Here is a 14,513-nt window from a genome sequence, read left to right on the forward strand (position 1 = left end):
TGGAACACATAGGGGTTCCGAGCCCCAATCGCCACCTAAAACCGGCCGGAGAAGACCAGAGACCATGACCAAAAAGCTTACCCTTCCGCCATTTGCAGAGCAGCGCGCCCACAGCTACGAGCGACACGGATACCGGATCAGCGACCCCTGGCACTGGCTCAAGGACCCGCGCTACCCGGTGGTCGAGGACGAGGATGTGCTGGCCTATCTCAAGGCCGAGAACCAGTGGTTCGAACAGAATATGGCAGATCGCAAGCCGCTGACCGACGCCCTGTTCCGCGAGATGAAGGCACGGATCAAGGAAGACGACAGCTCGGTTCCGCAGAAGGACGGCGACTGGCTCTACTGGAGCAAGTTCGAAGAGGGCATGCAATATCGCCAGCACTGGCGCAAGGCGGTGTCCGGAGGCGAAGACCAGCTGATGCTGGACGAGAATCTGCTGGCGGAGGGCAAGGAATATTTCCGCCTCGGCGCGGCGTCGGTATCCCCCGATGGCCGCCTGCTGGCCTATGCCTATGACGACAATGGTTCGGAGCGGTTCGAGGCGCGGATCAAGGACATGACCACCGGCGAACTGCTGCCCGATGTCATTCCCGGAACGCTGTCGAGCCTGGTCTGGTCGGCCGATTCCAGTATGTTGCTCTACGGCCTCGCCAACGAGCAATGGCGCACCGACAATGCCCGCCTGCATGTTCTCGGGACCGATATCGCCGATGATGTCGAGCTGTATCACGAGGATGACGGCGGGTACCGGGTCGGTATCGGCCTGACCCATTCGGAAAAATATATCGTCCTTTCCACGGGGGACCACGAGACCAGCGAAGTGCGGCTGCTGCCGACCGACGATCCGCTGGCCGAGCCTATTCTCGTATCGGCACGGCAAACCGGCCGGGAATATGAGGTGGAGGAACATGACGGCACGCTCTACATCCTGACCAACGACGATCATGTCAATTTCCGGCTGGCGACGGCGCCCATCGGCGATCCGGACAACTGGACCACGCTGATCGCGGGATCGGACGACTTCTATCTGACCGATGTCTGCACCTTCAAGAATTTCTATGTCACCGAGGGCCGCGAAAATGGCCTCGACCAGGTCGAGATCCGTTCCTATGACGATCCGGCGCAAGTCGAACGGATTGCGTTCCCCGAGGCCAGCTACAGCGCCGGAGTCGACGACAATCCGGAATATGATGTCGACAAGCTGCGGCTTGGCTATGCGTCGATGGTCATGCCGAACACGGTGTTCGATTATCATCTCGCCGACCGGTCGCTCGAGACGCTGAAGGTACAGGAGATACCCTCCGGCTACGACGCCAGCCAATATGTCACCGAACGGATGATGATCGAGGTCCGCGACGGCACCCCGGTGCCGGTTTCGCTCGTCTATCGCAAGGACACCAAGATCGACGGCAGCGCGCCGCTGCATCTCTATTCCTACGGTGCCTATGGCTATGCCGTGCCGCCCAGCTTCTCGACCACGCGGCTCAGCCTGGTCGATCGCGGCTTCGTCTATGCCATCGCCCATATCCGCGGCGGCGATGACCTCGGTCGCAACTGGTATCTCGACGGTAAGCTCACCAGGCGAACCAACACGTTCAACGATTTTGTCGATGTTGCCAAGGGTCTGATCGCCAAGGGCTACAGCAGTGAGGGACGGATCACCGCCTCCGGCGGTTCGGCCGGCGGCGAACTGATGGGCGCGATCGTCAACAGCGACCCCGATCTCTGGGGCGCAGTGGTCGCGCATGTCCCGTTTGTCGATGTGCTCAATACGATGCAGGACGAAAGCCTGCCGCTGACGCCCGGAGAATGGCCGGAATGGGGCAATCCGATTACCGACAAGGCCGCCTTCGAATATATCCGCAGCTATTCGCCCTATGACAATGTGACGGCGCAGGCCTATCCGCCGATGATGATCACCGGCGGACTCAACGATCCGCGCGTGACCTACTGGGAACCGGCGAAATGGACGGCAAAGCTGCGCGCGACCAAGACCGATGACAATATCCTGCTGCTCAAGACCAATATGGGCGCAGGCCATGGTGGCAAGTCGGGCCGCTGGAACGCGCTGGAGGAAACGGCGGAGGAATTCGCCTTTATTCTTTGGCAGACGGGCATGGCGGAATAAATGGGCTTCTATTATATCGGCAGCAGGCTCTGGGGGGAGGGAGTCAAAAATACAGAAGATGGAGACGACATTCTCCTGATGGTCCGATATGTTTTCGCTTTTTCAAAAGCTGGAGCGACAAAAAAAGAGACGCTCCGCCTTCGCAACCTTTCACAAAATCGGTATCCACGTGCGAATTTTGAAATCGAGCGGGTGGAAAAATCAAATATTATTCAATATCTCGGTTATCGGTCCAAAATTGAACAAAGCAATTCTAACTAATGTTGGAACACTTCACTATCGAAATCACCGCCCAACCATCCGACATTGACGAACTCGGCCATGTCAACAACGCGGTCTGGGTGCGCTGGATACAGGAGGTCGCGACGGCCCACTGGCAGGCGATCGCGCCGCAGGATGCCATTGACCGCTATATCTGGGTCGTGACCCGGCACGAGATCGACTATCGCGGCAATGTCGGCGCCGGCGAGACCGTGACCGGACGAACATGGATTTCAGAACCGCCGAAGGGCGCGCGCTTCTGGCGCAACGTCAGCTTCACCGGGCCGGATGGCGCGATCAGGGTTGAAGCGAAAACCAGCTGGGCGATCATCGAACGATCGAGCCAGCGCCCGGTTCGCGTACCCGCTGGTCTCGCGGAAATTTTTCTCAAGGCCTAGGGCGCGGGGATCGCATTTGTCGGTGCCAGCGGCGAAGGCTGGTCGACCTTGTCACCGTCCGCGGTGCGCAATTGCTGCGGCTCCAGAATGGCTGCGGTTTCGATAACGTCCAAAGCACGCCGCGCTTCGTTGTAGCGCCGTGCCTTCTCCATCCATTGCAGCGCGTCCTCATCCTTTTCCACGCCGGGCAGTTTCTCTACCTCGGCGATGGCGGCATCGACATTGCCGGTTTCGACATAGCGCTTCGCTCGCGTCAGGCGCTGGTGCGGTGCCGGTGACGGCGTTCCCGGCCGCCGAATCACGAACAGTTCCGCCAGCTCCTGCTGAAAGTCGGACCAGAATCCGGCCCCGCTCGAACCGGTGATCAGCGTCGGGCCCAGATCGTCGAGACCGGCGGACAGCTCTTCCAGCGTCACCGGCTGGCGCGAGGCGTTGACGATGGTCGTCACGGCCTTGGGTTGCGCATCGCCAAAGCGAAGCCGGAGCTGCGAATCGATATAGCCAAGCGGCGATCCGCGATCGAGGGCACGGCGCGCGGCAAAGGCGATCAGCAGACCCTCGGCCCGCGCGGCATTGCCCGACGCCGCCTGCGCCTGCACGTTGATCCGCGACAAGCGATCCTCGAGATCCGCAACCCGGACCGCCAACGCCCGTTCCAGATCCGGCGCCAGGGTCGGCGCAGGCGCCGCTTCGGACGACTGCGCCCGGGGCGGCAGGACGCTGCCATCCGCATCAATCCGATTGGCAAGCGCCGCAACCGGGTCCGGCTTTTTTGCCGTGCCGTTGCCATTCGCACCGGCAACGGCGTCGGTATCGGGACTGCTGTCAAAGGGATTGTAGCGGGACAAGATCCAGCCGGTCAGTATGGCCCCTCCGATGAAGGCGACAACCATCAATATCAGCACATTGCGCGTCAGATTGCTTTTGCCCGTCGACGGCGAAAGTCTCTCAAAATCACGGCTCATTCCGGTTTCCCTTCCCGGCCCGGCCATATGGCGAACCAAATATTCTCATTTTTTCTGGCATAGTCCGCTCGCCAGAGACAGTAAAGCGTCGTCATCCGGACGGCTGGCGGTGTGGACACTGCGCCACCCGCGACCGGCCGCTTTGGCCACCTTCCCGGAAAAAACGACCGCCTGATGCCTGCCACGCGGGATTTGCAGCCGGTCCATCTCGCTTGCCAGATGCTGAGCCGCGCGGGCCGAGTGGAGCAGCACTATCGTTTCCGAGTGCAGGCAGGCAACGGCTTTTGCGCCGAGGGGAACCGCCGCCGACCGATAGACCGGAATGATGTCCAGCCGCCGCGCGCCCGGATCGAGGTCGCTATGCTGCTCGCCCGCCAGCCACAGCAGCCTGCCGTACCGGTCGGCCGTCCTTTGCTCCAGCAATTGCTGCGCGCCGGCGTTGCCGGTTTCCGCTACCTGGAATCCGGCGGCTCTGGCCGTGCTTGCCGTTGCTTCCCCGACGGCCAGCACCGGCAACGCCCTGAACGCGTCCAGCTGCGGCCCGCCATGGTCCACCGCATTGGCACTGGTCAGCAACAGGGCGTCAAAATCCGCCGCCGACGGCGCCGACCACAAGACCGGCTCGACCGCAAACAGCGGATCGACAACCGTCTTCAACCCCAGATTTTCGGCCCGAAGCTCGGTCTGCCGCGCACCATCCTTGGGCCGCAGGATCAGTACCGGCAGGCTCATCGTCCAAATATGGCTTTCAGCGCGGGGCTGGCTTTGCCCAGCAGTTTGTCCGCCAATATGGCGGGTGCGGAGACATCGCCGATATCGAAAGTCGAACTGTCCTCCACGCATTCCGAACCGTCGGGCAACAGAATTTCAGCGCGCAGATGCGCCGTCGCCCCGTCGATCGTGGCCAGCGCGGCGACCGGGCTGTGGCAGTCGGCTGTCAGCTGTTTCAGAAACAGGCGCTCGGCAATCACCGCACGAAATGTATTGGCCGCGGATATCGCGCGGATCAGATGCCGGACGTGGCGGTCGCCGGACTGTACCTCGATCCCGATTGCACCCTGCGCCGGGGCGGGAAGCATGATCTCGTCGGATATCTCGACGCCGACATCCGCCATGTCGAGGCGGTTCAGGCCCGCCGCGGCCAGCATGGTCGCGTCAAATTCGCCGCTCTCTATTTTCTGCAGCCTGGTCTGGACATTGCCGCGAATCAGCCGGATATCGAGATCGGGTCTCTGGCGCAGCAGCTGTGCCTTGCGGCGCGGAGAGGCGGTGCCGACAATTGCTCCCTCGGCGAGGGCCTCGATCGACTCCGCCCCGACCAGACGGTCATGAATATCCGCGCGCTCCAGCATCCCGGCGAGAATGAACTGTTCGGGCCGGATGGTTTCCACATCCTTCATGCTGTGCACGGAGCAGTCTATGTCGCCATTGCCCAGCGCGTGATCCAGTTCCTTGGTCCAGAGCGCCTTGCCACCCACGTCGGCCAGCGCGCGATCGAGTATCTTGTCACCGCTGGCCACCATCGGCACCAGTTCGACCTGGTCGGGCCGCCAGCCATGGGTGGATAGCAGCGCGTTGGCAGTCATCTCTGCCTGGGCCATCGCCAGGGGCGACTGGCGCGTGCCGATGCGCAGGGGCCGGTCGAGGCCGGCGAGAATTTCTTTTTTGCTGTCTTCGCTCATGATAGCGCTTGTCCTAATGGCTTGAGCGCCTAAGTAAAAGCGTCATGAGCCTGATATTGGGAATTGAATCGAGCTGTGACGAAACAGCGGCCGCGCTGGTCACGTCCGATCGCCAGATTCTGGCGCACCAACTGGCGGGCCAGGAAGCCGAACATGCACCCTATGGCGGCGTCGTTCCCGAGATTGCGGCCCGCGCCCATGCCGAGATCCTGACACCCCTGATCGAAGCCGCTTTCGCCGAAGCCGGCAAGTCGCTGGCTGATGTCGATGCCGTCGCCGCGACCGCCGGTCCCGGCCTGATCGGTGGCGTCATGGTGGGCCTGGTCACCGGCAAGGCCCTGGCCATGGCCGCGGACAAGCCCCTGATTGCCGTCAATCATCTCGAGGGCCATGCGCTGTCGCCGCGCCTGGTCAACGCCGATCTCGCCTTTCCCTATCTGCTGATGCTGGTGTCCGGCGGCCATTGCCAGATATTGCGGGTCGAGGGGGTCGGCCAGTATCGGCGGCTGGCCACGACGATCGACGATGCCGCGGGCGAGGCGTTCGACAAGACCGCGAAAATCCTTGGCCTCGGCTATCCCGGCGGCCCGAAGGTGGAGGCCATTGCCCGCCAGGGCGATCCGGCCGCCGTTCCCCTGCCCCGCCCCCTGCTTCGCTCCGCCGAGCCGCATTTTTCCTTTGCCGGCCTGAAAAGCGCGGTGGTCCGCGCCCATCAATCCGGCACCCACAGGCCGGAAGATATTGCCGCTTCCTTCCAGCAGGCGGTCGTCGACTGCCTGCGGGACCGGCTGGAAAAGGCGATAGAGGAACATGACCGTTGCGCCCATCTCGTGGTTGCCGGCGGCGTCGCTGCCAACGGCCCGATTCGCGCGATGCTCGAACAGGTCGCGGAACAGAACAGCATGGCCTTCACCGCGCCGCCACAATGGCTGTGTACCGATAACGCGGCAATGATTGCCTGGGCCGGGGCCGAGCGGTTCGCCGCCGGCCTCACCGATCCCCTCGATTTTGTCGCCCGGCCGCGCTGGCCCCTCGATCCTACGGCCGAAAAGGCGCGCGGCGCGGGGGTGAAGGCGTGAACCGCGCGGCAGGCAAAATTGGCGTGGTCGGGGCCGGTGCGTGGGGTACGGCGCTGGCGCAGGTCCTGTCCGAGGGCCAGGACGAACTGCTGCTGTGGGCGCGCGAACCGGACCTGGTCGACCAGATCAATCAGGATCGGGAAAACCGGTCCTTTCTGCCCGGTCACCGGCTTCGCGACACGATCCGCGCGACCGGCGACCTGCAGGCGATGGCGGCTTGCGACGTGCTGCTGCTGGTCACACCGGCGCAGCATCTGCGAACCACTCTGATGGCACTGCCGGATAGCGATGCAGCGCTCGTGCTGTGCTGCAAGGGAATCGAGGCGCAAAGCCGGATGCTGATGAGCGAGGTTGCGGCGGAATTGCGGGCGGACAATCCGCTTGCGGTCCTGTCCGGACCCACCTTTGCCCATGAAGTCGCGCAAGGACTGCCAACCGCCCTGACCCTGGCGTGCGACAGCGAGGACCTGTGGGACCGGCTCAACCCGGTGATCGCCAAAACCGGTTTCCGGCCCTATTATTCCGATGATGTGATCGGCGCGGAAATTGGCGGGGCGGTCAAGAATGTGCTGGCGATTGGTTGCGGCGTGGTCGACGGCGCCGGCCTCGGGCAGAATGCCCGCGCTTCGCTGATCAGCCGCGGCTTTGCCGAAATGCTCCGCTACGGAGCAGCGCGCGGGGCCAGCGTTGAAACCCTCTCCGGCCTGTGCGGCCTCGGCGACCTGGTTTTGACCTGTTCCTCGACCAGCTCGCGCAACTTCTCGCTGGGTCGGGGGCTGGGCGAAGGCCAGTCGGCGGAATCGCTCCTGTCGGATCGCGCAACGGTGGCGGAGGGCGCCTCCACCGCACCGGTGCTGCAGCGGGATGCGATGGCACGCGGCATCGCAATGCCGATCGTCGATGCCGTGTGCGCCTTGCTGAACGGCGAAGCCGATGTTCAGTCTGTGGTCACCCGACTCATGAAAAGGCCGCTGGTTTCGGAACGACGATAGGCCGGCAAGGCATGATAATGACAAGCAAGCAGAACTGCTGTAGACGACATGTCTTGAAGCGGACCAGCCGGAGAGCGATTTGAACAGCCCTGACTCATCAGGCACGGTCGGTGCCGCGCCTGTGGGCGGCAGCTCCCCCGCTGACAGGAACAAGGATGATATTGCCGCGCTGGCCAAGGGCGGGCGGACCAATATCTTTGGTTTCCTGCTGCGCCTCGCCGCGCGCCTGCCCTTTCTGTTCATTGCTGGCCGCATCTATGGTGCCGACGCGCTGGGGCGCTTTGCCTATGCGATACTGGTGGTCGAATTTGCCGCCCAGCTCGCCACGCTCGGTCTGAAACGGGGACTGGCCGCGCAGCTGAGCAAGACCAAGAGACCCCATGTCCACGTGGTCTGGGACGGCCTTCTGGTCAGTTTCCTCGCATCCGGCGTGGCAGCAGCGATATTGATCGCCTTTCCCTTCATCATGTTCCCCAACAGCCAGATAAACGGCCTCGACCGCTTCCTGCCGCTGGTCATCTTCACGGTGGTCGGAGCGGACATCGCGCTCGCCGCCCTCGCCTATCGCTACGATATCGCCGCGACCGTGCGCGCCCGGTCGATCGTCGAGCCCTGGACGATCAGCATCGCCGCCTTTCTCTTTTCCTATTATTCGCTGCGCGACGGACTGATCCTCTCCTATGTCGTTTCGATGATCGCCGCCCTCGGCGCGTCCCTGTGGCCGCTGTTCAAGAGCTACGGCCTGCCCTGGGGATGGCGGCCGAGACCCATGAAAATCGCGAGAATCGCCCGGCTCAACATGCCGCTGGCAGCGGCCGACGCCGCCGAATGGGGGTCGCGCCGGCTGGACCTGGCGATCCTCGGCCTGTTTGCCTCGCCGGCCGTCGTCGGTATCTACTATATCGCCCAGCAGGTCGCGAGCCTGCCGCAGAAGCTCAAGACCAGCTTCGATCCCATTCTCGGTCCGGTGATCACCCGCAATCTGGAGGCCGGCAACATGAAAGCCATTGCCAGCCAGGTCAGCCAGGTCGGCTACTGGATCATCGCCGCCCAGATCGGTATCGCGCTCGCGCTTGCGATTCCCGGCGAAGCGGTGATGGGGCTGGTCGGCCCGAATTTCGTCGGTGGCACCGGCGCGCTCGCCTTTCTGCTGGCTGCGGAAGCGGTGGCGGCGACCGCAGTGGTCAGCGAATCGGCGCTGGTCTACATAGCTCGTCACCGCAATCTGCTGATCTCGCTGTCGATGCTGCTGCTGCAGGCCGCGCTCAGCGTCGCCTTCATCCAGATTTGCGTCTATCTCGGCTGGGGGCCGCTGTTCCAGGCGGCGGCGGTCGCGGCAGCCCTGATGGTTGCGCTCGCCTATGCGTCGGTGGTCAAGGCGATCTTCCTGTCAAAGCTACTCGACGCACCGGTCAACGGCTGGCGCTGGACCCTGCTGCTTGCGGTCGGCGTTGCCGGTGCCACCGGCTATCTGGCGACCCTGCTGCCCGAATGGGCCGAACTGATCGTCGGCATCCCGATGATTCTCGGCAGCTATGCCTGGGTCATCTGGAAATGGGGCTTCGGCCCCGAGGACCGCAAGCTGTTCAAGATGAAAGGCTGATCAGCCGAGCCGGGCGGCAACCAGTGCGCGCAGGTCCGCTTCCGGCCGTGCGCCATAATGGGAGATCACCTCCGCAGCGGCGATTGCGCCGATGGTAAGACAGTCTTCCATCGACCGCTGTTCGATATAGCCGCTCAGGAAACCGGCTGCGAACAGGTCTCCGGCACCCGTCGTATCAATGATTTGATCCACGGGCTCGGCCGCGACAGCCGTTGTCTTGCCGTCCCGGACGGCAATCGCACCCTGTTCGCTGCGCGTCACGATCAGCGTTTCCACCTTGGCAGCGGTCTCCGCCACCGCCGCATCAAAGTCTTCGCCTTCGCCCAGCATCATGATTTCCGCTTCATTGGCAAACAGGATATCGATCTTGCCATTGTCGATCAGATCAAGAAACTCCGCCCTGTGCCGGTCGACACAGAATGTGTCGGACAGCGTGAAGGCGACCTTGCGACCGTTCTGCCTTGCAATATCAATTCCCAGCGCCATCGCTGCCTTGGGCTCCTCGGCATCCCACAGATAGCCTTCCAGATACAGGATGGAGCCGCTGGCGATCAGATCGGCGTCGACGGCGGCCGGCGGCAGAAACTGGGACGCGCCGAGAAAGGTGTTCATCGTGCGCTGCGCGTCTTGGGTCACAAAGATCAGGCAGCGGGCGGTCGGCGGCTCCTTGCCAAGCGGCGGCACATCAAAATCGATGCCGGTGGCGCGAATGTCGTGGGCAAAAACCTCGCCCAGCTGGTCGTCGGCGACCTGGGCGATCAGGGCGCACTGCAGGCCGAGCGTCGAAGCGCCGGCGAGCGTGTTCGCTCCAGAGCCACCGCTGATTTCCCGCGCCGGTCCCATGTCCCGATACAATTCCTGCGCCCGTTCGGCGTCGATCAGCGCCATGCTGCCCTTGACCAGCTGCTCCTCGTCAAGAAAATCGTCGCTGGCTTGGGCGATGACGTCGACGATGGCGTTGCCGATGGCGACAATATCATAACGGGCTTCGGTGGTCATAAGGATCCTCTTGGGGCAGTTTGCAGGGTTGGGGGTGCGTTAGGATGTTGCCCCGTTGCCTTCAAGCATAATTGACGCTGGCTCGGCAAACGTGACATGGAGCGAAAATGATCCAGGCCTTCACCCGCGCGCTTGCGCAATTCACCGACCGAAAAATCCTGGCGATCCTGCTCAAGGTGGTGCTGCTCACCATTTTGCTGTTCATTCTGTTCGGTGTCGCCGCCTATTTTGCGCTGGTCTGGCTGTTCGCCTGGCTGGGGTGGACGGACGGCGGCTTTGCGGCCGCTGCCACGGCAGCGCTCATCGCCATATTGACCGGCGTGCTGCTGTTCCGGATCGTCGCCATCTTCGTCCTCAATATTTTCTCGGACGATATCGTCGATGCGGTCGAGCAGCGCTATTATCCGGAACGGGCGCAGACGGCGAAGCCGCCGGGCTATGCGCTGGGTATCCGGATGGGCCTGGCATCGACCGGTCGCGCCTTAGCCTATAATATTCTTGCCGCGCCGCTCTATATCCTGCTGCTGGTCACCGGCATCGGCCTGCCGATCGCCTTTTTCGCCGTGAACGGCCTGTTGCTCGGCCGGGATCTCCAGGACATGGTCGCGGCCCGGCATATTCCCGATTATCGCAATATCGCGGCGGAATGGAGCCTCCCCAAACCGCAGCGCTTCCTGCTCGGACTGATCGCCGCGTTGCTGCTCGCGGTGCCGTTCGTCAATTTTCTTGCGCCGGTTCTGGCAGCCGCTATGGCTACCCACCTGGTACATGGGAAAAAGGAAAATTTGCGACCATGAAAACCAAGATCCTGCTGTTGCTGTCCCTTCCGGCCCTGGCTGCCTGCGCCTCGACCAGCGCGCCGCGTGCCACGGGCCTGCCTTCGGTCGCGGCCTCCCCGCTCAATTCTGTGGCCGGCCTCGAAATCGTCATGGGCAAGACCGCCGGTCAGCTGACCCGCCTGTTCGGCGATCCGCAGCTCGACATATCCGAACCACCGGCACGCAAGCTGCAGTTCGCGAGCGGCGCCTGCATATTGGATGCCTATCTCTATCCCCCGCAGGAAGGTGGCGATGGCCGGGTGACCCATATCGACACCCGTCGCAGTGACGGCGCTGCCGTCGACCGCGTCAGCTGCGTCAACGCCCTGCGGTCACGCTGACGCCAACTGGTCCAGCGCCCAGCTGGCCGCTTCCCGGACCACCGCGTCATCATCCGCGAGCAGCGCCTGCACCGGCGCGACCAGCGCGACGTCGCCGCTGTTTCCCGCGGCAATCAGCGCGTTGCGGACCATCCGGTTGCGCCCGCTGCGTTTGATCGGCGACCCGGAGAACACCTGCCGGAACCCGGCATCGTCGAGCGCCAGCAGGTCGGCCAGCGCCGGTGCCGCGAGTTCGGCGCGCGGCAGGAACGCCTTGTTCGCCGCCCCCGCCTGCGCGAACTTGTTCCAGGGACAGACCGCCAGGCAGTCGTCGCAGCCATAGACGTGATTGCCGATCGCCTTGCGATATTCGTGCGGGATCGGGCCCTTGTGTTCGATCGTCAGATAGGAAATGCAGGCGCGCGCATCGAGCTGATAGGGCGCAGGAAATGCTCCGGTGGGACAGATATCCTGGCAGGCCGAGCAACTGCCGCACAAATCCCGCCTGGGCTTCGACGGCTCCAGCTGCAGCGTGGTGTAGATTGCGCCGAGAAACAGCCAGCTGCCGTGGGTCCGGCTGACCACATTGGTATGCTTGCCCTGCCAGCCAAGGCCCGCGGCTTCCGCCAGCGGCTTTTCCATCACCGGCGCGGTGTCGACAAAGACCTTCACCTCGCATTCGGCCTGCCCGACCAGCCAGCCGGCGGTGCGCTTGAGCGCACCCTTGACGACGTCATGATAGTCCTTGCCCTGCGCATAGACCGATATCCGGCCGTGATCGGATATCCCTTCCAGCGCAAACGGATCGGCGGCGGGGGCGTAGCTCATCCCGAGCATGATCACCGTTTCGACAGCGGGCCACAGCGCCACCGGATCGGAACGCTCGTCGGCCCGATTCGCCATCCAGATCATGTCGCCCTGCCGGCCTTCGGAGAGCCAGCGCTGCAATCGCTGCCGGGTATCCGGTGCGAGCGTTGCCGGAGCGATCCCGATGGCGGAGAACCCTTCCTCGCGCGCCTTTATTTCCAGCGCTTTTGCCAATCTTAACTTGTCATTCGCCATAGCCTGTCCCTATCAGATACTCACGCCAGATATGAAAGCCGTAAATGCACGCGCCCGACCCCCAATTCGCCATAGAGGCCCGCAACATTGTCAAGAGATTCGACGGTGAAGCCGCCGTTGACGGCATCAGCCTGACCATCCCGAAGGGCAGCATATTCGGCATATTGGGGCCCAATGGCGCGGGCAAGACCACGACCTTGCGGATGCTTCTGGGGATCATCGACCCGGACGAAGGCGAGCGCTTCCTGCTCGGATCGCCGGACCCGATCTCGAAGGCGCACCAGGTGGGCTATTTGCCAGAGGAGCGCGGCCTCTACCAGTCGATGAAGGCCTATGACGCGATTGCCTTCATGGGTGCGCTGCGCGGCCTGCCGCTGGCCGAAGGCCGAAGGCGCGGGCGCGCGCGGATGGAGGAGCACGGGCTCGCCGCTGCCGCCGACAAGCAGATCCGCCAGCTGTCGAAGGGCATGGCCCAGACGGTGCAATTGCTGGGCACGCTTGTCCATGACCCGGACCTGATCATCCTTGACGAACCGTTTTCCGGCCTCGATGCCCTGAACCAGGGCAAGCTGGAACGACTGATCCGGGCCCAGGCCGACGCGGGGGTAACGGTCATCTTCTCCACCCACGTGATTGCCCATGCCGAGCGGCTGTGCGAGGAAATTGCGATTATCGCGGATGGAAAAATTCCGTTCAAGGGCAAGGTTTCCGAGGCGCGAGACCGGCTGCGCCCGCAGGTGCATCTCGAAACCCGCAATCTCGACGGCCCCTGGCGCTCCGCCATCCCCGCCGATTGCCAGCCGCTTGGTCACAACTGGCATTTCACGCTGCCGGACAGCGGCGTCGAGCCGTTGCTGCACGCGCTGGTCGAAGGCGGCGCCGGCATCGAGTCGCTGTCGATCGAGCGGCCCGGGCTGCACGATGCCTTTGTCCAGATTGCCGGGGAAGCGGTGGCCCGCAAGATGGAAGCCGATGCCAATCAAAACGGGGAGGAAGCCGCATGATCGAGACCGTCCGCGCCGCCTTTGTCATCGCCCGCCGCGATTTCACCGCGATCATCTTTTCCAAATCCTTCTTCTTCTTTCTCCTCGGACCGCTGTTTCCCATCGCCATAATCGTTGTCGCGGGCGGTCTCGGATCGCAGGTTGCCCGCGATATCGACAATCCGGTCATCGGCGTCGCCCTGAGCCCCGCCGAAACCGAAATGCTGGTGGCGGCGCGCGCGCAGCTGTCCGCCAGCCTCGGCTCCAAAGCCTTGCCAGAGCTGCGGGTGCTGAACGATTTTACGCCGCAGCAAGCGGACATCCTGTCGAAGCTGGACAGCACCAAATCGTTGTCGGCGATTCTCTCCGGGACCTTGGCGGCGCCCATGCTCACCGGCTCGGAAGGCGATATAAAAAAATGGCAGGGGAAGGTCACGCTGATGGCGGAAACTGCGCTGTCACGGCCCGCTCCGGTCACCATGGAAACAAGAATTATCCCACAAACCGGCAGTTCCAGCGAGCGCGACCAGCTGCTGACGGCGCAGGGCGGCCAGGCTATCCTGATCCTGCTGACCATGATCCTGGCGGGCATGGTCCTGTCCAATCTTGTCGAGGAAAAGACCAACAAGATCATCGAAATTCTCGCCGCCGCCATTCCGATGGACGCGATCTTCCTCGGCAAGCTGTTCGCGATGCTGGGCATGGCGCTGGTCGGCATCACCGTGTGGAGCACCACGGGCGTGACCGTAGCCCTGCTGATCGGCGGCAACTGGGACGCGCTGCCCGTCCCTGCGGTCGGCTGGCCGCTGTTTGTCCTGCTGATGATCCTGTATTTCTCGATGGCCTATCTGCTGCTCGGCTCGCTGTTTCTGGGCATCGGCGCGATGGCAACGACGGTGCGCGAGGTGCAGACCCTGTCGATGCCGGTCACCATGGGGCAATTGCTGGTTTTCTTCTTCGCCTATTCCGCGGTCACCAAGCTGGGCGAGCCGGTCGAATGGTTTGCCGTGCTGTTTCCCTTCAGCTCTCCGTTCGCGATGATCGCGCGCGCGGCGCAGATGGACAATATCTGGCAGCATGGCCTGGCCCTGGTCTGGCAGGGGATTTTCACGATGCTGATCATCCGCTTTTCGGTCATGCTGTTCCGGCGCAACGTGATGAAGTCCGGCCAAGCCGCCCGCAAGAAAAGCCTGTTCGCGCGAGTCACCGGAAAATAGTCT

Annotated in this window: 15 protein-coding genes; 10 read left to right on the forward strand and 5 right to left on the reverse strand. The window is 63.1% G+C overall.

Annotated elements, in window-relative coordinates; translation table 11 throughout:
• Positions 1 to 64: 64 nt before the first annotated feature.
• The 3 genes from V7650_RS06040 to V7650_RS06050 are packed head-to-tail and all read left to right on the forward strand — an operon-like array spanning position 65 to position 2,790.
• Positions 65 to 2,131, forward strand: a complete 2,067-nt coding sequence (locus V7650_RS06040) for a S9 family peptidase (RefSeq protein WP_335655353.1) — start codon at positions 65 to 67, stop codon at positions 2,129 to 2,131.
• Positions 2,132 to 2,392: a hypothetical protein gene (locus tag V7650_RS06045; protein WP_335655354.1), complete on the forward strand. Its 261-nt coding sequence runs from the start codon at positions 2,132 to 2,134 to the stop codon at positions 2,390 to 2,392. It abuts the gene before it with no gap.
• Positions 2,392 to 2,790 carry an acyl-CoA thioesterase gene (locus V7650_RS06050; protein WP_335655355.1) on the forward strand — a complete coding sequence of 133 codons (399 nt, stop codon included), beginning with the start codon at positions 2,392 to 2,394 and terminating at the stop codon, positions 2,788 to 2,790. Before V7650_RS06045 ends, V7650_RS06050 begins: the two co-directional genes overlap by 1 nt.
• On the opposite strand, the gene V7650_RS06055 is transcribed toward V7650_RS06050, so the two are convergent.
• Genes V7650_RS06055 through hemC form a run of 3 tightly spaced genes read right to left on the reverse strand, consistent with a single transcriptional unit; the run spans position 2,787 to position 5,437 of the window.
• Positions 2,787 to 3,755: a mitofilin family membrane protein gene (locus V7650_RS06055; protein ID WP_335655356.1), complete on the reverse strand. Its 969-nt coding sequence runs from the start codon at positions 3,753 to 3,755 to the stop codon at positions 2,787 to 2,789. The two genes, V7650_RS06050 and V7650_RS06055, sit on opposite strands and share 4 nt — an antisense overlap.
• 45 nt (positions 3,756 to 3,800) lie before the next feature.
• Entirely contained in the window at positions 3,801 to 4,487 is a 687-nt protein-coding gene (locus tag V7650_RS06060) for a uroporphyrinogen-III synthase (RefSeq protein WP_335655357.1), read from the reverse strand.
• Positions 4,484 to 5,437 carry a hydroxymethylbilane synthase gene (gene hemC, locus V7650_RS06065; protein ID WP_335655358.1) on the reverse strand — a complete coding sequence of 318 codons (954 nt, stop codon included), beginning with the start codon at positions 5,435 to 5,437 and terminating at the stop codon, positions 4,484 to 4,486. The genes V7650_RS06060 and hemC overlap by 4 nt, the downstream gene beginning before the upstream one ends.
• 44 nt (positions 5,438 to 5,481) lie before the next feature.
• On the opposite strand from hemC, the gene tsaD reads away from it, so the two are divergent.
• From tsaD to V7650_RS06080, 3 genes are all read left to right on the forward strand, one after another.
• Positions 5,482 to 6,516: a tRNA (adenosine(37)-N6)-threonylcarbamoyltransferase complex transferase subunit TsaD gene (gene tsaD, locus V7650_RS06070; RefSeq protein WP_335655359.1), complete on the forward strand. Its 1,035-nt coding sequence runs from the start codon at positions 5,482 to 5,484 to the stop codon at positions 6,514 to 6,516.
• A complete protein-coding gene (locus tag V7650_RS06075) occupies positions 6,513 to 7,508 on the forward strand; it encodes an NAD(P)H-dependent glycerol-3-phosphate dehydrogenase (RefSeq protein WP_335655360.1) in 996 nt (331 codons plus the stop codon). Before tsaD ends, V7650_RS06075 begins: the two co-directional genes overlap by 4 nt.
• A 121-nt stretch (positions 7,509 to 7,629) precedes the next feature.
• The gene (locus V7650_RS06080) at positions 7,630 to 9,111 is read left to right on the forward strand and encodes a lipopolysaccharide biosynthesis protein (protein ID WP_335655691.1); all 1,482 of its coding nucleotides are present in this window, start codon (positions 7,630 to 7,632) and stop codon (positions 9,109 to 9,111) included.
• Here V7650_RS06080 and V7650_RS06085 read toward each other — a convergent pair whose 3' ends face one another.
• Positions 9,112 to 10,110 carry an adenosine kinase gene (locus V7650_RS06085; RefSeq protein WP_335655361.1) on the reverse strand — a complete coding sequence of 333 codons (999 nt, stop codon included), beginning with the start codon at positions 10,108 to 10,110 and terminating at the stop codon, positions 9,112 to 9,114.
• 107 nt (positions 10,111 to 10,217) lie between these two features.
• On the opposite strand from V7650_RS06085, the gene V7650_RS06090 reads away from it, so the two are divergent.
• Both V7650_RS06090 and V7650_RS06095 read left to right on the forward strand, forming a co-directional pair.
• On the forward strand, positions 10,218 to 10,907 hold the full coding sequence (locus V7650_RS06090) for an EI24 domain-containing protein (protein ID WP_335655362.1): 690 nt from the start codon (positions 10,218 to 10,220) through the stop codon (positions 10,905 to 10,907).
• Positions 10,904 to 11,269 (forward strand): hypothetical protein, encoded by a 366-nt coding sequence (locus V7650_RS06095; RefSeq protein WP_335655363.1) that lies wholly within the window; start codon positions 10,904 to 10,906, stop codon positions 11,267 to 11,269. Before V7650_RS06090 ends, V7650_RS06095 begins: the two co-directional genes overlap by 4 nt.
• Here the strand turns inward: V7650_RS06095 and queG are convergent.
• On the reverse strand, positions 11,261 to 12,310 hold the full coding sequence (gene queG, locus V7650_RS06100; protein ID WP_335655364.1) for a tRNA epoxyqueuosine(34) reductase QueG: 1,050 nt from the start codon (positions 12,308 to 12,310) through the stop codon (positions 11,261 to 11,263). The two genes, V7650_RS06095 and queG, sit on opposite strands and share 9 nt — an antisense overlap.
• 44 nt (positions 12,311 to 12,354) lie before the next feature.
• On the opposite strand from queG, the gene V7650_RS06105 reads away from it, so the two are divergent.
• Together V7650_RS06105 and V7650_RS06110 are read left to right on the forward strand one after the other, a co-directional pair.
• Positions 12,355 to 13,314: an ABC transporter ATP-binding protein gene (locus V7650_RS06105; protein WP_335655365.1), complete on the forward strand. Its 960-nt coding sequence runs from the start codon at positions 12,355 to 12,357 to the stop codon at positions 13,312 to 13,314.
• Complete coding sequence (locus V7650_RS06110; protein ID WP_335655366.1) at positions 13,311 to 14,510, forward strand: ABC transporter permease; 1,200 nt, start codon at positions 13,311 to 13,313, stop codon at positions 14,508 to 14,510. Before V7650_RS06105 ends, V7650_RS06110 begins: the two co-directional genes overlap by 4 nt.
• Positions 14,511 to 14,513 lie beyond the last annotated feature (3 nt).

Origin of the sequence: Parasphingorhabdus sp. (assembly GCF_036964565.1) — a bacterium.
Lineage (GTDB): Bacteria > Pseudomonadota > Alphaproteobacteria > Sphingomonadales > Sphingomonadaceae > Parasphingorhabdus.

Coding starts and splice junctions, on each gene's coding strand:
- V7650_RS06040 (WP_335655353.1), top strand. CDS start 65: ATGACCAAAAAGCTTACCCTTCCGCCATTTGCAGAGCAGCGCGCCCAC.
- tsaD (WP_335655359.1), top strand. CDS start 5,482: ATGAGCCTGATATTGGGAATTGAATCGAGCTGTGACGAAACAGCGGCC.
- V7650_RS06055 (WP_335655356.1), bottom strand. CDS start 3,755: ATGAGCCGTGATTTTGAGAGACTTTCGCCGTCGACGGGCAAAAGCAAT.
- V7650_RS06060 (WP_335655357.1), bottom strand. CDS start 4,487: ATGAGCCTGCCGGTACTGATCCTGCGGCCCAAGGATGGTGCGCGGCAG.
- V7650_RS06045 (WP_335655354.1), top strand. CDS start 2,132: ATGGGCTTCTATTATATCGGCAGCAGGCTCTGGGGGGAGGGAGTCAAA.
- V7650_RS06110 (WP_335655366.1), top strand. CDS start 13,311: ATGATCGAGACCGTCCGCGCCGCCTTTGTCATCGCCCGCCGCGATTTC.
- queG (WP_335655364.1), bottom strand. CDS start 12,310: ATGGCGAATGACAAGTTAAGATTGGCAAAAGCGCTGGAAATAAAGGCG.
- V7650_RS06095 (WP_335655363.1), top strand. CDS start 10,904: ATGAAAACCAAGATCCTGCTGTTGCTGTCCCTTCCGGCCCTGGCTGCC.
- V7650_RS06050 (WP_335655355.1), top strand. CDS start 2,392: ATGTTGGAACACTTCACTATCGAAATCACCGCCCAACCATCCGACATT.
- V7650_RS06090 (WP_335655362.1), top strand. CDS start 10,218: ATGATCCAGGCCTTCACCCGCGCGCTTGCGCAATTCACCGACCGAAAA.
- hemC (WP_335655358.1), bottom strand. CDS start 5,437: ATGAGCGAAGACAGCAAAAAAGAAATTCTCGCCGGCCTCGACCGGCCC.
- V7650_RS06105 (WP_335655365.1), top strand. CDS start 12,355: ATGCACGCGCCCGACCCCCAATTCGCCATAGAGGCCCGCAACATTGTC.
- V7650_RS06085 (WP_335655361.1), bottom strand. CDS start 10,110: ATGACCACCGAAGCCCGTTATGATATTGTCGCCATCGGCAACGCCATC.